16 protein-coding genes are annotated in these 19,146 nt (G+C 72.1%); 11 read left to right on the forward strand and 5 right to left on the reverse strand.

Annotated elements, in window-relative coordinates:
- Both KZ829_RS32300 and KZ829_RS32305 read left to right on the forward strand, forming a co-directional pair.
- The coding region (locus KZ829_RS32300; protein ID WP_281428292.1) for an acyltransferase family protein at positions 1-1,323 on the forward strand (1,323 nt) is incomplete at its 5' end.
- Positions 1,324-1,355: 32 nt separating this feature from the next.
- Entirely contained in the window at positions 1,356-2,630 is a 1,275-nt protein-coding gene (locus KZ829_RS32305; RefSeq protein WP_220147632.1) for a serine/threonine-protein kinase, read from the forward strand.
- Between the two features lie 132 nt (positions 2,631-2,762).
- Here the strand turns inward: KZ829_RS32305 and KZ829_RS44685 are convergent, their stop codons facing one another.
- Positions 2,763-5,924: a bifunctional cytochrome P450/NADPH--P450 reductase gene (locus KZ829_RS44685; RefSeq protein WP_220147633.1), complete on the reverse strand. Its 3,162-nt coding sequence runs from the start codon at positions 5,922-5,924 to the stop codon at positions 2,763-2,765.
- Positions 5,925-5,971: 47 nt separating this feature from the next.
- Here KZ829_RS44685 and KZ829_RS32315 point away from each other — a divergent pair, with 47 nt between their 5' ends.
- The 8 genes from KZ829_RS32315 to KZ829_RS32350 all read left to right on the forward strand — a co-directional run bounded on the left by KZ829_RS32315 (position 5,972) and on the right by KZ829_RS32350 (position 13,652).
- Entirely contained in the window at positions 5,972-6,556 is a 585-nt protein-coding gene (locus KZ829_RS32315) for a TetR/AcrR family transcriptional regulator (protein ID WP_220147634.1), read from the forward strand.
- A 204-nt stretch (positions 6,557-6,760) separates the two neighbouring features.
- Positions 6,761-8,782, forward strand: coding sequence for an acyltransferase family protein (locus tag KZ829_RS32320; RefSeq protein WP_220147635.1), 2,022 nt, complete (start codon positions 6,761-6,763; stop codon positions 8,780-8,782).
- A 138-nt stretch (positions 8,783-8,920) separates the two neighbouring features.
- Complete coding sequence (locus KZ829_RS32325) at positions 8,921-9,223, forward strand: urease subunit gamma (RefSeq protein WP_183215291.1); 303 nt, start codon at positions 8,921-8,923, stop codon at positions 9,221-9,223.
- On the forward strand, positions 9,220-9,627 hold the full coding sequence (locus tag KZ829_RS32330) for an urease subunit beta (RefSeq protein WP_220147636.1): 408 nt from the start codon (positions 9,220-9,222) through the stop codon (positions 9,625-9,627). The genes KZ829_RS32325 and KZ829_RS32330 overlap by 4 nt, the downstream gene beginning before the upstream one ends.
- Positions 9,624-11,342, forward strand: a complete 1,719-nt coding sequence (locus tag KZ829_RS32335) for an urease subunit alpha (protein WP_220147637.1) — start codon at positions 9,624-9,626, stop codon at positions 11,340-11,342. The genes KZ829_RS32330 and KZ829_RS32335 overlap by 4 nt, the downstream gene beginning before the upstream one ends.
- 49 nt (positions 11,343-11,391) lie before the next feature.
- A complete protein-coding gene (locus KZ829_RS32340) occupies positions 11,392-12,036 on the forward strand; it encodes an urease accessory protein UreF (RefSeq protein ID WP_220147638.1) in 645 nt (214 codons plus the stop codon).
- 13 nt (positions 12,037-12,049) lie between these two features.
- Entirely contained in the window at positions 12,050-12,787 is a 738-nt protein-coding gene (gene ureG, locus KZ829_RS32345; protein WP_246636643.1) for an urease accessory protein UreG, read from the forward strand.
- A 139-nt stretch (positions 12,788-12,926) separates the two neighbouring features.
- Positions 12,927-13,652 carry an urease accessory protein UreD gene (locus KZ829_RS32350; protein ID WP_220147639.1) on the forward strand — a complete coding sequence of 242 codons (726 nt, stop codon included), beginning with the start codon at positions 12,927-12,929 and terminating at the stop codon, positions 13,650-13,652.
- A 29-nt stretch (positions 13,653-13,681) separates the two neighbouring features.
- On the opposite strand, the gene KZ829_RS32355 is transcribed toward KZ829_RS32350, so the two are convergent.
- Positions 13,682-14,353 (reverse strand): TetR/AcrR family transcriptional regulator, encoded by a 672-nt coding sequence (locus tag KZ829_RS32355; protein ID WP_220147640.1) that lies wholly within the window; start codon positions 14,351-14,353, stop codon positions 13,682-13,684.
- A gap of 47 nt (positions 14,354-14,400) precedes the next feature.
- Here KZ829_RS32355 and KZ829_RS32360 point away from each other — a divergent pair, with 47 nt between their 5' ends.
- On the forward strand, positions 14,401-15,147 hold the full coding sequence (locus tag KZ829_RS32360) for a DUF4386 domain-containing protein (protein WP_220147641.1): 747 nt from the start codon (positions 14,401-14,403) through the stop codon (positions 15,145-15,147).
- Positions 15,148-15,328: 181 nt separating this feature from the next.
- On the opposite strand, the gene KZ829_RS32365 is transcribed toward KZ829_RS32360, so the two are convergent.
- The 3 genes from KZ829_RS32365 to KZ829_RS32375 form a co-directional block, all read right to left on the reverse strand.
- A complete protein-coding gene (locus KZ829_RS32365; RefSeq protein ID WP_220147642.1) occupies positions 15,329-16,231 on the reverse strand; it encodes a sigma-70 family RNA polymerase sigma factor in 903 nt (300 codons plus the stop codon).
- Positions 16,232-16,446: 215 nt separating this feature from the next.
- Positions 16,447-16,701, reverse strand: a complete 255-nt coding sequence (locus KZ829_RS32370; protein ID WP_183217104.1) for a hypothetical protein — start codon at positions 16,699-16,701, stop codon at positions 16,447-16,449.
- A gap of 243 nt (positions 16,702-16,944) precedes the next feature.
- On the reverse strand, positions 16,945-18,927 hold the full coding sequence (locus KZ829_RS32375; protein ID WP_246636644.1) for a serine/threonine-protein kinase: 1,983 nt from the start codon (positions 18,925-18,927) through the stop codon (positions 16,945-16,947).
- Positions 18,928-19,146: the final 219 nt, after the last annotated feature.

Consider the following 19,146-nt stretch of genomic DNA (forward strand, 5'->3'; position numbering starts at 1 on the left):
ACCCCGTTCCCCGGCTCGGCCGCCGCCCTGCCGGTGCTCGGCGCCGCGGCGATCATCGCCGGCGGCTGCGCGGCACCCCGCGGCGGCGCCGTGGCCCTGCTCGGCACCTGGCCGTTCCAGCAGATCGGCAAATACTCCTACAGCTGGTACCTGTGGCACTGGCCGGTCCTGATGATCGTCCCGCACATGCTGGACGTGGAGCCGAACATCCCGCTCAACCTCGGCCTGTCGGCCGGCGCGCTGGTGCTGGCGATCGGCTCCTACCACCTGGTGGAGAACCCGGTCCGGAACCACGCGTGGGTCAAGAAGGGCGCCCGCCGCGGCATCGCGGTCGGCCTGGCCCTGTCGATGACCGCCGCACTTGTCGCGCAGGTGGGCACCATGAAGCCGCCGCAGCTGGCCAAGGGTGACCCGGCCGTGAACACCGCCAAGGCGGTGGCGGCCGCCGCCGACCCGGAGGCGGAACTCCAGCGGATCATCAGCGAGTCGGCCCGTCTCGGCGAGCTGCCGGTGAACGTCACGCCGAAGGTGCAGCGCGCCCACTGGGACCTGCCGAAGTACTACTCGAGCAAGTGCCACCTGGATTTCGAGGACGTGACCGCCCCCGGCGAGTGCGTCTTCGGTGATCCGGCCGGCAAGGAGACGGTGTACCTGTTCGGCGATTCGCACGCCGCGCACTGGTACCCGGCGATGGACGCGATCGCCAAGGAACATGGCTGGAGGCTGATGGTCCGCACCAAGAGCGCCTGCCAGGCCCCGGTGGTCCGGACGTTCGCCGCCGTCTTCAAGCGCCCCTACGACGAGTGCAGCCAGTGGCGCGACGCCGTCCTCGCCGAGATGAGGCAGGCCCGGCCGAAGATGATCGTGATCTCCTCGAACGGCAACAACAACGGCGGTCTCCTGGACGCGGCCGGCAACCGGATCGACGAGGGCACCGCCGAGGAGCGGGACGCGCTGTGGGTGGCCGGCTGGGCCGCCACCTTCAAGGCGCTCAAGGTCAAGGGCACCAGGCTCGCGATGATCGAGGACACCCCGTGGCCGGGCAAGGACGCCCCCGAGTGTGTGGCGTCCCACTCGAACCGGGCGTCCCGGTGCGCCCGCCCGGCGAACGAGTCGTTCGCCTTCCCGCCGCGGCAGGCGCTGGTGTCGCAGCAGGCCCGTACGAGCGGCGTCACGGTGATCGAGACCCGGCCGTGGTTCTGCGACGACAACGTCTGCCCGATGGTGGTCGGCAACATCCTGACCTGGCGGGACAACAGCCACATCACCACCCGGTACTCGACGATGCTGGCCCCGCTGCTGGAGGCCCGTCTCCCGATCTAGGCGAACGGGCATGGATCGTAGAAGATGAATCCATGCCCGGACCGGGAGAGTCACTCGGCGGGCGATACCGGTTGGAGAACCGGATCGCCGCCGGGGGCATGGGCGAGGTCTGGCGGGCCGTCGACACCGTCCTGGACCGCCCGGTCGCGGTGAAGATGCTGCTGGCCGGGCCTGCCGGGGAGGCGAGTTTCCGCCAGCGGTTCGAGCACGAGGCGCGGGCGATGGCCGCGCTGCGGCATCCGGGTGTCGCCGCGGTGTACGACTACGGCAGCACCGGCGAGGGCGCGTTCCTGGTGATGGCCCGCATCGACGGTCAGTCCCTGGACCAGCGGCTGAACGAGCGCGGCCCGCTGTCTCCCGGCGAGACCATGGCGGTGGTCGCCCAGGCGGGCCGGGCCCTGCACGCCGCGCACCGGGCGGGCATCGTGCACCGGGACGTCACGCCCGGCAATCTGATCATCGAGCCGGACGGCAACGTGGTGCTCGTCGACTTCGGGGTGGCCCGGTCGGCGACGTCGCAGACCCTGACCGGAGCCCGCAACGTCGTGGGGACGGCCTGCTACATCGCCCCCGAGCAGGTGTCCAAGCAGGTGGTCGGTCCGGCCGCCGACCTGTACGCGCTGGGCGCCGTCGCCTACCACTGCCTGACCGGGGCTCCCCCGTTCACCGGCGACGACGCCGTCACGATCGCGCTGCGCCACGTCTCCGAGGAGCCGCCGCCGCTGCCCCCGGCCGTCCCGGCGGCGGTCCGCGAACTGGTCGAGCAGGCCCTCGCGAAGGATCCGGCCTCCCGCGCCCCCTCCGCCGCCGCGATGGCCGCCGCGGCGACGGACGCGGCCGGTGGCGATGAGGTGGTGCGTGCCGCACTTCTGGCCACCGAGCCGGTCACCGCCCCGATCCCGCGCCGGCCGCCCATCCGGACACCGGTCGACGAGAGCCCGGCGATTCCCGCGCGACCCGCACGCTGGCTGCCGATCCTCACGGTCGCACTGACGGTGCTCGCCGTCTCGATGATCGCGCTCACCGTGGCCGATGCGCTCGGCTGGTTCCCGGTCGGGCCCGCGTCGCCCTCGCCCACCCCGGCCGGCTCACCGAGCCCGACCGGCTTCCCGAGCGCGTCCCCGACCCCGTCGCCGTCGGCCTCTACCGTCCGCAAACCGCCACCGGCGACCCGCCCGCGCTCCCCGCGCCCGTCGGCCACCAGCCCCTCCGCCAGCGGCGGCGTCTCGCCCTCCGCGTCCGCCGGCGAGTCCCCCGACGACCCCACGAGCCCCACGCCCGCGGGCCCGTCCGCTGACGCGGGTTGAACTGCCCGGCCGGCCGGACAAGATCAACCGCGGCGGTCACGGCCGCATGCGGATCAAAACCCGGCGAGGGTACGGGGACCAGAAGGCGATTCGTGGCGCCGGACCGGACCGGCCCGGCGCCACTGAGCGGGGCTAGGCGAAGACGTCCTGCTGGTAGCGGCCCACCGCCTCGAGGGACCTCAGCCACGACTCCGCCTGCTCGGCCGTTCCACCGGTGTGGCGGCGGAAGATGCCGTAGAGCTCGTCGCGGACGGCCGGCGCCATCCGGGCCCCGTCGCCGCACAGGTAGATGTGGCCACCGCGTTCCAGCAGCTCCCACACGGCGTCGCCCTGTTCGGCGAGGGCCTCCTGGACGAACCGGTGCGGATGGTCCGGCACCGCCGAGAAGGCCAGGTGCAGGTCGGCCACCCCGTCGGCGGCCCACCGCTCCATCTCCTCGCGGTACAGCCAGTCGTGCTCGGGGTGCCGGCAGCCGTAGAACAGCTTGGCGGGACCGCGATCGGGTAGCAGCGCCCGCTCCTGGAGGAAGCCGCGCAGCGGGGCGAAGCCGGTGCCCGGACCGATCAGGATCATCGGGGTGGCCGGGTCGGCGGGCAGCCGGAACGGCGGTGCCGGCACCCGGACGTGGCCGTAGAAGACGTCACCGGGCGACAGGCGGGCCAGGTACTGGGAGCACATGCCCCGGTACCGGCCGTTGCCGGTGCGGGACGGGCCGTCCACCAGGCCGACCGTGATCGTCACGAGTGACGGGTCGACGGCGGGCGACGACGAGATGGAGTAGAACCGCGGCCGGATCGTGCCGACGAGTTCGAGGAACACCCCGAACGGCAGCTCGACCGCGGGGAACCGTTCCAGCAGGGAGAGCACCGAGACCCGCTTCGCGAGGATCTCGTCGGTGTACGCCTGGCGCGCCTCGGGGGCGTCGGCGGTCCAGACGGCCAGCTGCCGGGTCGTCCACGGGCACTGGGTGTGCTCGGCGAGGACCCCGATCTGACCGCGGGTGGCCGGCTCCTGGAGTTCCACGAAGTCGGTGAGCAGCAGACCGGCGGTGACCGGGATCCCGATCGGCAGGCCGCTGGGCCGCTCACCGTCCTGGCCGAGACGGATCACCAGGTCGCGGGACACCCGGAGCGTGTGCAGCGCCCAGTCGACGAGTTCCGGGTCGTTCTTGGCGTAGACGGCGAGGTGGTCACCGGCGGTGTACTCGACCCCTTCGGGCAGCTGGACGGTGATCGCCCTGACGCCCGGCCGGGGCGCCTCCCGGGTGAAGTCCCACAGCCCGGTGGGGTCGCCGACCAGCTCCTCCACCGACATGATCATGACCGGGTGGGCCTGCCCGGAGACCACGGCGGGCCGGATCTGGTCCTCGCCGAGCACCTCGACCGAGTAGCGCGGCCCGGTGGTGGCGGCCGTCGCGGTCCCGTAGGCGGCGGCGAGTGCCGTCCACAGCCCCTCCAACCAGGTGGTGGCCATGCCGTCGAAGTCGCCGGAGGCGTCGGTCTCGCCACGTTCGACGACCGGTTCCGCGCCTGCCGCCGCGAGCTTCTCGAAAACCCGCTTCGGGTACGCCTGGTAGGTGGCCCATTGGGTGTTGCCGTTGCCGAGGACGGCGAACCTGACGCCGTCGAGCGCCCCGGCCGGGATGTCCAGGTCGTCGAAGGCCTGCGCGTTGTCCGGCGCCTTGCCGTTGTAACTGGACGTGACGACGGTCAGCAGTCCCTCGGTGGGCAGGCCGGCGGCCAGCTCGTCGAGGGTCTGCACGGTCACCTCGAACCCGGAGCGCCGGGCCCGGTCGGCGACCTGCTGGGCGAGGTCCTCGGAGGTGCCGAGGTTGGACCCGTAGGCGACGCTCATCCGTACCCCCGAGGCCTGAACCTCGACCTCGTCGGTGACGGCGGCGACCGACGGCGCGGAGGTGGCGATGCGCTCGTGCTCGTGGCGGAGGCGCAGCCGGAGCCGGAAGTCCTCGGGCTTGATGGTGAGGGTCTGCTTGATGGTCAGCTCGTGGCCCTGCGGGTCGGAGAGCGCGAACCGTTGCAGGATCATGGCGAGCGCGAGCCGGGCCTCGGTGAGGGCGAACTGGCGGCCGATACAGGCCCGCTCACCGTTGCCGAACGGCTTGTACGCGTGCGGGTGGTGCGACGCCTTGCTCTCCGGCAGCCACCGGTCGATGTCGAAGGTCTCCGGGTCGGTCCAGGCCGCCGGGTTGGTGTGCAGCGGCTTGAGCACCACCGCGATCTTCTGGTTCGCCTCGATGGTGTAGCGCCCGCCCAGCGTGGTCGTCTCCCGGGCGGCGAGGCCGATCGCGGTGATCGGCGAGTGCAGGCGCAGCGTCTCGTCGAGGATCCGCGGGATCACGTCGAGCTTCATGATCAGCTCGTAGGTGGGCACGGTGTCGCCGGGCAGGATCCGGTCGACCTCGGCGTAGGCCTGGGCCAGCACGTGCGGGTTGCGCATCAGGTGGTGCAGCGCGAAGGAGAGGGTTCCGCTGGTGGTCTCGTGCCCGGCGATCAGGAAGGTGAGCACCTGGTTGCGGATGTTCTCGTCGGACAGCCGCCCGCCGGTGACCGGGTCGGACGCCTCGAGCATCAGGCCGAGCAGGTCGCGGGTGTCGGAGAGACCGGAGGCCCGCCGGGCCCGGACCACCTCGTCGACCGTCTCCTGCATGATCGCGATGTCGGCCCGATAGGCCGCGTCGGCCTTCTTCTTCAGGCCGGTGACCATCGGGAGCTGGCGGGTCCGGTTCATCGCCTCGGTCAGCGCGCTGCCCATGGCCTGCAGGAACGGGTGCAGCTCCGGCTGCTCGAAGGAGCGGAACCGCTGCCCGAACCCGGCGAGCGTGATGGTGTCGAGGGCGAGCCGGGTCATGTCGTCGGTGACGTCGACCTCGGTGCGGCCGGCCCACGCGGTCGTCAGGTTCTCGGCGATCTCCAGCATCTGCGGGAAGTACGCCTTCATGGACCGCTGACTGAACGCGGGCAGCAGGATGCGGTGTGCCTGGCCCCACACCTCCTCACCCTCACGGGCGGTGAACAGGCCGTCACCCGCGAAGTCGCGGACGTGCGCGAGCGGCGGGTCGATCGGCTTGTAGAAGCGGCTCTCGTCGCAGACCTCGGCGACCAGGTCGGGGTCGTAGACGAAGACGACGTGCCGGCCGGCCAGGTTGAGCTTGAAGAGGCCGCCGGGGTGCTGTGCGGCCAGGTCGGCGAAGAACCGGTGTGTGCCCTCCACCGGAACCTGCAGTCCATTGCCGACGATCGGCAGTCCGCGCGGGGTGGGAATCGGGGCGGTCACAGGGGATCCTCCTCAGCCATACGGTGTATGGCGCTACCATACGGCGTATGGCTGGAAACGGAAGGCAGGGTGATCAACGTCTAACGAAGGACGGGATCCTCCTGAGCGCGCTCAGAATCATCGACGCCGAGGGCGTGGCGGCGCTGAGCATGCGCCGACTAGCGGCTGACCTGGGCGTCAATCCGATGTCGCTCTACCACCACGTGGACAACAAGGCCGCCCTTCTGGACGGCGTCACCCGCCTGGTGACCGATGGGGCCCGGCACATCATGGTGGCCGAGGGCACCTGGCAGGAGCAGTTGCGCCGCCTGGCGTACGAATTCCGGTCGCTCAGCCTGGCCCACCGCAACCTGATCCGGCACGCCTTCGCCTCCGACGACTTCATCCGGAGCGACGGCCCGATGTGGCGTTCCCTCTGCGCCGTCCTGCGCACCGCGGGACTCCTGGAGAGTGAGGTCGAGCGGACCGGCGCGGTGCTCGCGGTGCTCGTCGGCGGGCTCCTGCACACCGAGGTCAACGGCACCATGGGCCGGCTCATCGGGGTCGGCGAGGCGGACGACGCCGGGTTCGCGCTGGCCGTGGATCTGTTGATCGACGGGGTCGCCGCGCGCTGTGAGGTTTCCTCGCCATGAAAGCGTGATGAACCGGCTGTGGATCACCTATGGCATCACGGGTACGATCGGCGACCGATTACCCGGCGGGTGCCGTCGCCCTTCAGCAGGCTTAGGTAGGACATGTCGGTTTCGTACGACACACAACTCCACAGTGCCCGCCCGGAATCCTCTCCGGGGGCACCCGCGCGCTCACACCCAGGATTCCGACCGGACATCGAGGGAATGCGAGCGATCGCGGTCACCCTGGTCGTCCTGTCGCACGCGGGGCTCTCCGGCCTGGCGGGCGGCTACGTCGGCGTCGACGTGTTCTTCGTGATCTCCGGCTTCCTGATCACCACGCTGCTGCTCAAGGAGCTGACCCGGACCGGCCGGATCTCGCTGGCCACCTTCTACGCCCGGCGCGCCACCCGGCTGCTGCCCGCCTCCACAGTGGTGCTGCTCGTCACCGTGACGGCGAGCTGGCTGTGGATGCCGGCCACCCGGTTCAAGTCGATCGCCGCCGACGCGATCTACGCGACCTTCTACGGGATCAACTGGCGGCTCGCGAACGAGGGCGTGCAGTACCTCAACGCCGACGCCGAGCCCTCCCCCCTCCAGCACTTCTGGTCACTGGCGGTGGAGGAGCAGTTCTACCTGGTCTGGCCGCTGCTCCTGCTGATCTTCGCGCTGGCGTGGGGCAAACGCCGTACCCCGGTGATCGTCACCCTCGTCCTGGTGGTCGCCGCCTCACTCACGGTGAGCATCACGCAGACCGCGTCGTCCGCCCCGTGGGCCTACTTCGGAGCGCACACCCGCGCCTGGGAACTGGCCGTGGGCGCGCTGATCGCGGTCGGCGCGGCCCGGCTCGCCGGGCTCCCCCGCGCCCTGGCCGCCGCCCTGACCTGGGCCGGACTGGCCGCCGTGCTGGTGGCGGCGTTCCTCTACGACGAGGAGACCCCGTTCCCCGGCTCGGCCGCCGCCCTGCCGGTGCTCGGCGCCGCGGCGATCATCGCCGGCGGCTGCGCGGCACCCCGCGGCGGCGCCGTGGCCCTGCTCGGCACCTGGCCGTTCCAGCAGATCGGCAAATACTCCTACAGCTGGTACCTGTGGCACTGGCCGGTCCTGATGATCGTCCCGCACATGCTGGACGTGGAGCCGAACATCCCGCTCAACCTCGGCCTGTCGGCCGGCGCGCTGGTGCTGGCGATCGGCTCCTACCACCTGGTGGAGAACCCGGCCCGGAACCAGTCCTGGGTGAAGGCCCGGTCCCGCCGCGGCCTCGCCGTCGGCCTGGCCCTGTCCTCGCTGGCCGCCCTGGTCGCCCAGGCCGGCGCCATGAAGCCGCCGCAGTTGGCCAAGGGCGACCCGGCGATCGACACCACCCAGGTCGTGGCGGCCGCCGCCGACCCGGAGAGCGAGCTGCGCCGGATCATCGAGGCGTCGATGGACACCGGGAAGCTGCCGGCCAACACCACCCCGCGGGTGCAGAACGCGCGCAAGGACAAGCCGTCCTACTACAGCACCAACTGCCACCTGGAATACCTGGAGACCAAGGTGCCGGGGCCGTGCGTGTTCGGCGACCCGGCCGGCAAGCGGACCGTCTACCTGCTCGGCGACTCGCACGCCGCGCACTGGTTCCCGGCCGTCGACGCGATCGCGAAGGAGCGCGGCTGGAAGCTGCTGGTCCGCACCAAGAGCGCCTGCCACGCCGCCTCCGTCCACACCTTCAGCACCGCCCTCAAGCGCACCTACACCGAGTGCCCGGTCTGGCGCGACCAGGCGCTCGCCGAGATCAAGAAGACCAGGCCGTACCTCGTGCTCATCTCGTCGAGCGGCAACGACGGCAACCCGCTGCTGGACGATGACGGCCAGAGGGTGACGTCCGGCGCCGACCAGCGCTGGGCGGACGGGTGGGCGGCCACCTTCCGTACGATCAAGGCGCCGAGGACGAAGCTGGTGCAGATCCGGGACACCCCGTGGCCTGGGCACAACGCGCCGGAGTGCCTCGCCGAGCACTCCCGCAACATCTCCCGGTGCGCCGCCCCGGCCGGCGCCGCGGTCCAGATCCCCGCCCGGCAGCAACTGGTCGACCAGGCCGCGAAGGCCAACGGCGTCCAGGTGATCGACCCGACCGCCTGGTTCTGCACCGCCGAGGACTGCCCCAACGTGGTCGGCAACCTCCTGGTGTGGCGCGACGACGACCACATCACCACCCGGTACTCCGCCATGCTGGCCCCGCTGCTCGGAGCACGCCTGCCGAAGTAGTCCGGTAAACGAACGGAACGGCCACGCCACCGTGCGGAAGCACGGAAGGCGTGGCCGTTCCGTGTTTTGATCCTCCTAGGTTCACACGTCCGAAACTTCCACCTGCGAGCATTCCGGAGCGCTAACAGGAGGTTCCCTTTGTTCCTCAGCCAGCACGAGCAGGAACGCCTGCTCATCCACGTCGCGGCCGATGTCGCCCGGCGCCGCCGCGAGCGGGGCCTGCGGCTCAACTATCCGGAGGCGACGGCCGTCATCACCGCGTTCCTGCTGGAAGGCGCCCGGGACGGGCGGACCGTCGCCGAGCTGATGGACTCCGGGCGCCGCGTGCTCACCCGCGACGACGTCCTCGACGGGGTGCCCGAGATGCTGGCCGAGGTGCAGGTGGAGGCCACCTTCCCGGACGGCACCAAGCTCGTCACCGTGCACGGGCCGATCTCGTGATCCCCGGCGAGGTCCTGTACGGCGAAGGCGACATCGAGATCAACGCCGGCCGTCCCACGGTGGCCCTGACCGTTCGCAACACCGGCGACCGGCCCGTCCAGGTCGGCTCGCACTACCACTTCGCCGAGTCCAACGCGGCCCTGGAGTTCGACCGCGCCGCCGCCTGGGGGCACCGGCTGGCCATCCCGGCCGGCACCTCGGTCCGGTTCGAGCCCGGCATCCCCCGCGACGTGACCCTGGTGGCGCTGGCCGGCGAGCGGGTCGTGCCCGGCCTGCGCGGCCTCGCCGGCGGACCGCTCGACCGGCCGCCGGCCGCTCCCGAGATCGACCCCACCGACATCGAGCCGGCCGGTTCCCTCGACGAGGACGAAGGCGACGGCGAGCACAACGGGAGCCCGCGGTGAGCAATCTTTCGCGCGGCCGCTACGCCGCCCTGTACGGACCCACCGCCGGCGACCGGATCCGGCTCGCCGACACCAACCTGCTGATCGAGATCGAGGAGGACCGCAGCGCCGGGCCCCGGCCCGGTGACGAGGTCGTCTTCGGCGGCGGCAAGGTGATCCGCGAGTCGATGGGCCAGTCCCGCGCCACCCGCGCGGAGGGCACCCCGGACACCGTCATCACCGGCGTCGTGGTGCTCGACCACTGGGGCATCGTCAAGGCCGACGTCGGCATCCGCGACGGCCGGATCGTCGCCATCGGCAAGGCCGGCAACCCGGACACCATGGACGGCGTGCACCCCGGCCTGGTCATCGGCGCCGGCACCGAGATCATCGCCGGGAACGGCAAGATCCTCACGGCCGGGGCGATCGACAGCCACGTGCACCTGATCAGCCCGACGATCCTGGACACCGCGCTGGCGTCCGGCATCACCACGATCATCGGCGGCGGCACCGGCCCGGCCGAGGGGACCAAGGCCACCACGGTCACCCCGAACGCCTGGTACCTCGCCCGGATGCTGGAGTCCCTCGACGCCTGGCCGGTCAACGTGCTACTGCTCGGCAAGGGCAACACGACGTCCACCGAGTCGATGTGGGAACAGTTGCGGGGCGGGGCCGGCGGCTTCAAACTCCACGAGGACTGGGGCACCACCCCGGCCGCGATCGACGCCTGCCTGGGCGTGGCCGACGCGTCCGGCGTACAGGTGGCGATCCACACCGACACCCTGAACGAGGCCGGCTTCGTCGAGGAGACGCTGCGGGCCATCGCCGGGCGGTCCATCCACGCCTATCACACCGAGGGCGCGGGCGGTGGGCACGCGCCGGACATCATCACGGTCGCCTCGCACCCCAACGTGCTGCCGTCGTCGACCAACCCGACCCGGCCGTACACCCGCAACACCCTCAGCGAGCACCTCGACATGCTGATGGTCTGCCACCACCTCAACTCGGCCGTACCGGAGGATCTGGCCTTCGCCGAGAGCCGGATCCGGCCGTCCACCATGGCCGCCGAGGACCACCTGCACGATCTCGGGGCGATCTCGATGATCGGGTCGGACTCGCAGGCCATGGGGCGGGTGGGGGAGGTCGTCATGCGTACCTGGCAGACCGCGCACGTGATGAAGGCGCGCACCGGGGCCCTGCCGGGCGATGGGGCCGCGGACAACAACCGCGCGAAACGCTATGTCGCGAAATATACGATCTGTCCGGCGGTGGCGCACGGCATGGCCGCGCAGATCGGCTCGGTGGAGCCGGGCAAGCTGGCCGATCTGGTCCTCTGGGATCCGGCATTCTTCGGGGTCCGGCCGGCGCTCGTCCTCAAGGGCGGCATGATCGCGTACGCCCAGATGGGCGACGCGAACGCCTCCATCCCGACCCCCCAGCCGATGCTGCCCCGGCCGATGTTCGGCGCGTACGGCGTGGTCCCGGCCCAGACGTCCCTGGCGTTCGTCGCCCCCGCCGCCATCGACGCGCTGCTGACCGACCGGATCGGCGTCAAACGGGCGCTGGTGCCGGTCGGCGACACCCGGTCGGTGGGCAAGGCGGACATGCCGCTCAACGACGCGATGCCACGGATCGAGGTTTCGGCGGACACCTTCGAGGTACGCATCGACGGCGCCGTCATCGAGCCGGAGCCCGTCGCCGAACTGCCCATGGCCCAGCGCTACTTCCTCTTCTGATGGCGGGGCCACGCCAGGTGGGCCGGTCCTCTCGGGGCGAGTGCGCGGTATGAGTCTGGCCACCTTGTTGCTGCTTGCGGATGGGCGCCTGCCCTCCGGTGGGCACGCGCATTCCGGCGGGCTGGAGCCGCAGATCGCCGCCGGGCGGGTGCGTGACATCCGGGAACTCGACGGGTTTCTGCGCGGGAGACTCGCCACCGGTGGGCTCGTGTCGGCGGCGTTCGCGGCCGCGGCCTGCGGGGACGTCGGGCGGGCCGCCGAACTGGATGCCGGGCTCGACGCACGGACTCCCTCGCCCGCACTGCGCAGGGCCTCCCGGGCACAGGGACGTGCGCTGCTGCGGGCCGGGCGGGCGATGTGGCGGCTCGTGGACATCGGGAGGGAACCCCATCAGCCGGTCGCGCTGGGTGCGCTCGCTGCGGCTGCCGGGCTTTCGCCCGTCGAGGCGGCGGTCGCGGCGGCGCACGGCACGGTCACCGGCTCGGCCAGCGCGGCGGTCCGGCTTCTCGGTCTTGATCCGTACGCGGTGCACGCGCTTCTGGCGCGGCTCGCCCCCGAATGTGACCGGATCGCGGCGCTCGCCGCGGAACGGCACGGCGACCCGGTCGACGACCTGCCGGCCGCGGGCGCTCCCCTGCCCGACATCGGCGCCGAGCACCACGCCACCTGGGAGGTGCGTCTCTTCGCATCCTGACCCGGAGGAGAAAATGCACCCTGACCTGGAGGAGAAATTGCACCCTGACCTGCACGAACATGGCCCCGACGAGGTCCCCCACACCCACCCGGAACCCGGCGTGGACCCGCACGAGCCGCTGCACACCGGCGCCCGGGCGCTGCGCGTCGGCATCGGCGGGCCGGTCGGGTCGGGCAAGACGGCCCTGGTCGCTGCGCTGTGCCGGGCCCTCGGCGAGGAGTTGCGGCTGGCCGTCGTGACAAACGACATCTACACCACCGAGGACGCCGACTTCCTGCTCCGCAACGGCGTGCTCCCGGCCGAGCGGATCCGGGCCGTGGAGACCGGCTGCTGCCCGCACACCGCCATCCGCGACGACATCTCGGCCAACCTGGACGCGGTCGAGGACCTGGAGGCGGCACTCGGGCCACTGGACCTGGTACTGGTGGAGAGCGGCGGCGACAACCTGACCGCGACCTTCAGCAAGGGCCTGATCGACCAGCAGATCTTCGTGGTCGACGTGGCCGGCGGCGACAAGGTCCCGCGCAAGGGCGGCCCCGGTGTCACCACCGCCGATCTGCTGGTCATCAACAAGACCGACCTGGCCCCGCTGGTCGGCGCGGATCTGTCGGTGATGGACCGCGACGCGAAGGCCCGGCGTCACGACCTGCCGACGGTCTTCCTGTCCCTGGCCGAGGACCGGCGGGCCACTCCGGTGGCCGACTGGATCCGCGCCCTGGTGGCGACCCGAACCGCCGTCGCCGGTGCCTGACCTCGCCGACCCGGGCCTCCACCCCGGGTCCCCATCCGGGGCCGGGGCCAACTCGCTCCTCCACCTCCCACGCCAACCCGGGGCTGGAGCCGGGGCCAGGGCTGAGGCCGGGGCCGGGCCTGCGGGGGCGAGCCGCTTCATGCGGGCGAGCGCGACCGTCGTGGCCGAGGCGGACGGGCGGGGCGGGACGCGGCTCGCCGTGCTGCGGGGTGAGTCGCCGCTGCTGCTGCGCCGCACCGGGCCACGAAGCGCCGGCGGCACGACGGTGCACCTGGTCGGCGGGGCGGCCGGGCCGCTGCGCGGCGACGGCCTGCGGCTGGACATCGAGGTGGGGCCGGGAGCCGTGCTGGAGATGCTCAGCGTGGCGGCCTCGCTCGCCCTCCCCGGCCGGCCCGGGCCGCCGTCCCGGCTGACCGTCACCGCGACGGTCGCGGCCGGGGGCGCGCTGCGCTGGCTGCCGGAGCCGCTGATCGCGGCGGCCGGGTGCGACCACATCGCGGTGACCAGGGTCGACGTGGCCGACGGCGGCACGCTCCTCTGGCGTGACGACCTGGTCTGCGGGCGGCACGACGAGCCGTCCGGCGCGGTCCGGGCGGACACCACGATCCGGTACGCCGGGGTCACCCTCTACCGGCACGAACTCGCGGTCGGGCCGGGCGCTCCGGGCTGGGACGGCGCCGCCGTGCTCGGCGGCGGCCGCGCGGTGGGCACGCTGGTGGCCGCCGGTTCCGGCCTCCCGGAGCCGGGCGTGGCCGGCCCGAACGCGGCGGTGATGCCGCTGGCCGGGCCGGGCGTGCTGGCCACGGCGGTCGGCGCCGACATCCGCGAGGTGCAGGCCGCCCTCGATCCGCTCTGCCACCGCTGAGGGGCACGAAACACCAGCTGCGCGGCCGGTCAAGCGTGGGTGGGCAGGCCGTCGAGGACCCGGTGCAGGCCCCAGAGGTACTGGTCGGTGCCGATCCAGGTGGCGGTGACGTCGACGGCGGCCGCCGTGCGCGGGAACATCGCCGCCGGGACCTGGGACATCGCCGCACGCCGGGCGGCGATGCGGTCCTCTTCGGGGGCCAGCGCGCCGGCCCGCGGCACGTCGGCCACCTCCAGGGCGATCGCGCCCAGGACATAGACCATGATCAGGTACGCGCCGCGCGCCGCCTCCGCCGCGGAGAGCCCCGCGCGAGCCAGCAGGTCGAGTAGCCGCTCACCGAGCAGCAGCGCCTCCGGCCCGTTCATCGCGCCGCCGAGCAGCAGTGGAACGGCTCCCGGATGGGCGGTGAGCCGCCGCCGCAGGTCGAGGGCGAGCGCCTCCAGGTCGGTCCGCCAGTCACCGCCGCCCGGTGCGGCCCGGTTCAGGTCGCCGAGCAGCCGTTCCACCAGAGCCTGCTCGATGGCCGACTTGTCCGGGAGATACGTGTAGACCGAGTTCGGCGACACTCCGAGGACCGCCGCGATCCGCCGGATCGAGGCCGCGCCGGGCCCGTCGGTGTCCAGCAGGGTCAGCGCCGCGTCGAGCACGGCCTGTTCGGTGAGCGCGCGTTTCGGTCCGGGCCGGCGTCTGGGCTCGGTCACTGGCCACCCCCTTGACTTATCTCCGCACACCGTACAGCATTCGCTGCATGAAGACTCTGCACGGCGTACAGAATTGGACCGGCGTCCTTCTGCTGGCCTCGGCGGCGGGTTTCACGGTGGCCTCCAGCGTGCTGTCGGCCACCTTCGACTGGCCGGACATCCTGCGCGAACCGGCTCCGGTGGTGCTCGCCTCGTTCCACGCCGGGGGCCCGTCGCTGGTCTGGACGTGGTTCGCTGTCGCATGGACGTACGCGCTGGTGGGCGTACCCATGTCGATGATGTCGGCGGCCCTGGGGCGCGGCACGGACCCGGCGTTGCGGACGGCCGGCGCGATCGGTGCGGCCTCCGCGCTGCTGTCCCTGATCGGTTTCCTGCGCTGGGTGTTCGTGGTGCCCGCGCTGGCCGGCCCGTGGGCGGAGGGCGACGCGGCGACCCGGCCGGCGCTGGAGGCGGCCTGGACGGCACAGCACCAGTTCGGCGGCGCGCTGCTCGGCGAGCATCTCGGGCAGGTGCTGGCGATCGTGTGGTCGGCGACGGTGAGCGTGGTGGCGCTGCGGTCCGGCGTGCTGCCCCGCTGGATCGGCTGGTCGGGGCTGAGCGCGTCGGCGCTCTACCTGTTCAACCAGGGTGACGTGCTGGCCACCGCGGTGCCGGGCTTCCCGGTGTGGGAGCCGGCGGGACTGATCGGCAGCACCGCCTGGGGCCTGTGGCTCGCCGCCGTCGGGGTGGTTCTGATCGTTCAGCGGCGCGGCGCCTCGGTCGGCTCGATCCGCGCCGCCCGGTACGCCGGATAGGCCCCGGCCGGCACGAGGAGAAGGCTGCCGTCCACTTCGTCGCGCGGCCGGCCGGCAGTCCCGGACCGAACGATCACAGGAGCCGGAGATGTCGGTGGGTCGGCCCAACGACGCTCCGTCGAGTTCGGAGCGGATCGGGCGCGGAATTCCGGCGTGGCCGGATCCGCGCCCGTCGGCGAGGTCAGGCGGCGACCGCGATCGGCACGCCGTGACTGTCGGTCAGCGCCAGCCGGGTGTGGAGGCTCCCCTGCTGGGCCACCTTCGCGAAGTACTCGCTGCGCCGCCGCTGGAGGCAGCCCTTCCGCGTCCGGGGTCCTCCCGCGGCCACGGTGAGCAGTTCCGGCGCGAGCGAGGAGTTGAGGCCCTCCCGCAGCAACCGCAGCGCCTCGGTGCGCAGCTGCGAGATCCGCGACTCGGTGACCCCGAGCCGGGCGGCCACCTCGCTCAGCGGCTGCTCCTGGAGGAACGACTCCTCCACCACCTGGCGCAGCCGCTCGGGCAGCGCCTGGATGGCCTGGTGCAGATAGCCGAGGCGTTCCCGCTTGAGCAGCAGGTCCTCGGGCCCCTCGGAGGTCTCCGGCACCATCTCCTCGGCCGCGCCGGTGGGGAAGCCCTGGAGACTGAGCAGGGAGGCTTTCTGGACGTCGTCCTCGACGCTGGCCAGCTCGGAGATGCCGATGCCGAGCATCTCGGCGACCTCGGCGTCGCTGGGGGTGCGCCCCAGAGCGGCGGTGAGTTCCTGACGTGCGGTGGTGGCGCGCCGGGCCCGTGCCCGTACCGATCGGCTGGCCCAGTCCTGTCCGCGGAGTTCGTCGAGCAGGGCGCCCCGGATCCGGACGGCGGCGAAGCGGTGGAACGGGATGCCGCGGGTCACATCGAACGAGCGGGCGGCGCTGAGCAGGGCCGCGAAACCGGCGGACGAGAGGTCGTCCGCGTGGACATGGCCGGGCACCCGGTTAAGGAGCTCCCGGACCAGATGGCCAACCATCGGCATGTTTTCGCGGATCAGGTCCTCGATGTCGTGCCCCGACGGCGCATCGTGGCCGGTGCCGATGGTGGCGGGGAGTTCGGTCGTGGCGGTCACGTAGTCCTCCTCGCTTGTACTAACCGGCTGGTGAAACCAGCTGACAAGGAGAACAGTGGCCGCCGTAGGGTGCAGCGGCGGCCGAACTCGGTTGCATTTGTGGAGTTTTTTCACGAAAAACCTCAGCCCGGTGGGGACCATGACGGACCGGCGAGGTTTAAACACGGAACCCGGCCGCGATCACGGCCGGGTTCAGGAACAACGAGGGGGCGGCTTCAGTGCAGCACCGGCATGCGCGGCGGGGCCAGCACCTCAGCCAGCGCCGCGTGCACCCACGCCATCCGCCGCACCGCGGCCTCCGGGTGGTCGCCGAACTCGGTTGCCACACCGGCAGCACAGCCGTCACTGCCGTGGCGCAGGATCATCATGGTGATCGCCTGCTCCACGGACGCCCGCGTCGGGCTTTCGGACGGCTGCAGGTACGAGACGAACAGCGCCTCGGCGGCCAGGTCCTTCACTGTGCTGAACATTTGTCGAACTCCCCGATGTCGACGACCTGCTTGGAATCGGCTGACACCACGTGGTAGCCGGACTCTCGCCCATCATCCACTCGGGTGCCACATGGGCCGGCAGCCACGCCGCGCCAAAATGCCGCAATCCGGATGACCGGAGTGGAGCAGAAGCGCCTGTCGGTCCCGTTCACCGTAACGCGGTCGCCGGCTCGCCGGCCTGTGGTTTTCCGGGCCGAACGGGCCGAACGGCCCGTCTTTCGGTCATCCGCCCCCGGTTCCTCCGGCGCAATCCGGATCCGCCGAGTCGCAATCCTCGTCGAGCGACGTGCCCGGGGCGGGCGGCTTGGTCGGGTCGGTCGGGTCGACGATGCCGCCCGGGTTCGACGGGCCCTCGGACGACGGCACCGACGGCTCGATGGTGTCCGACGGGTCGGTGCCGCCCGGGGCCGACGTCTTCGTGGTGCTGGCGCCCGGGTCCGGTTTGACCGTCGCCGGCTTCGAGGTGGTCCGCGTCGGCGTCGGCGTGGTGGTGATGTGCACGCTGCCGCTGGGCCCGATCGAGATGCCCGGCGAGGTGGTCGGGTCGCCGAGGCGCACCTGACCGTCGGAGAGGATTTCCACCGGGCGGGACGGCTCGCCGGGTTCGGACGACACGTACGTCTCGCAGGTCTGGTTGTTGAGCTTGAAGACCAGGGGCGCCTGGTTGCTCTCGGTGTAGCGCCCGGTGATCTGCATCGTGGTGGTGCGCTGCGGGGCGATCACCGTGGTCGAGGCGACCCGGACCTCCCGGTCGTCCTGCTTGAGCAGGACCTTCCCGTTGCCGGACAGGATCTGGTCGCCGTTCATCAGGAACCACAGGCTCCACCCCTGGACCGGGGTGTCGTCCCGGTTGGCGAGCGTCACCTGGGCCTTGAACCTTCCGCCGGTGTCGGACCAGACGGCGTAGCTCACCACGCACTGACCGGCCGGGGGCACCACGGTGGGCTGCGGCGTCGACGCGCCGGCCGGGGTCTTCTCGGACTGGCCGATAGCCGTCCAGCCGTAGGTGAGGCCGCTCAGCACGGCGACCGTGCCGGCCACCACCACGACCCGGCGCAGCCGGACGTGGTTGCGGTTGGTGGGACGGCCGCCGGCCGGGACCGGCGGTGGGCCGCCGGCGCCGGGCCGCAACGGCGGTGCGGAGGAGGCCCGGGCGGGCATCCTCTCGAACGGCTTCGACGACGGCTCGGTGGGGCCCGCCGGGACGGTCGGGCCGGGCGAATCCGGGTCGGTCACCTCACCGGCCGCCGAGGCCGCCGCGGCGGCCGCCGGGCCGAAGCCGGAGTACGGGTACCCCGACGGGAGGATGAAGGTGTCCTCGCCGTCCTCCCAGCCCGCCTCGAAGCCGGAGGTGACCATCGGGGCGCTCGCCGAGGCGCCGGCCAGCACGTGCGCCAGCTCGGCACTGGACGGCCGGTCCGCCGGGTGCTTCTCCAGGCAGCGGGCGACCAGCGCCTCCACCCCGGACGGCAGGCCGTCGACCGGCGGCAGCGGGTCGGGCTCGGTGTACTGATGGGCGCGCAGCAGGGCCGTGGTGGTGCCGACGTCCCACGGCAGCTGGCCGATCAGCATCCGGTAGATCAGCAGGCCGACCGCGTAGACGTCGGTGGCCGGGCTGACCACGCCGCCCTCCAGGCGCTCCGGCGCCAGGTAGGCCGGGGTGCCCATCAGGCTGCCGTCCGGGTCGGTGTCGTTCTCCCCGATCAGCGCCGAGATGCCGAAGTCGACCACCTTGGCGCCGCTCGGGGTGAGCATCACGTTGGCCGGGGTGACGTCGCGGTGCACGATGCCCCGGGCGTGCGCCGCCGCCAGGGCCGCCGCGACCTCCGCGGAGATCCGCACGGCGGTCGGCCACTTCAGCATCCGCACCCGGGCCAGGACGGCGGCCAGGGACTCACCGTCGACGAGTTCCATCACGACATAGGGCACCGGCTCGCCATCCACCGTGGTGGCCTCGCCGTAGTCGTACACATTGGTGATGTTGGGATGCGTCAGCCGCGCGGCGGCCTGGGCCTCCGCGCGCAGCCTGCGCCGGAACGAGGGGTCCGCGCTCGTCGACGGCGGCAGGACCTTCACCGCGACCTGCCGCCCCAGCACTTCGTCGAACCCTCGCCAAACCACTGACATCCCGCCGGCACCGAGGCGCTCGACCAGTCGGTAACGACCGGCGAGCAACCCCGAACCGGGCAGGTCCGTCGTGCTCATGTGCCCCCACATGCGCGCTTCGAGAAGATCGCCGGACCGCACCGCCATGCTGCCCGACGCCGGGCGAGTCGGGCCCACCATCGGACTCCGAGCATCCCCCATCGACGGCGAGGATGTTAGTCCCAATCGGTCACCAGTTCGACCCATCACCAGGCGATCTACCTGCGCATCATTACCGTCAGTTCGGTCACGGAAGCCGCTCGTACGGGTTACCGCACC

This window comes from Actinoplanes hulinensis (genome assembly GCF_019429605.1).
Taxonomy (GTDB): domain Bacteria; phylum Actinomycetota; class Actinomycetes; order Mycobacteriales; family Micromonosporaceae; genus Actinoplanes; species Actinoplanes campanulatus.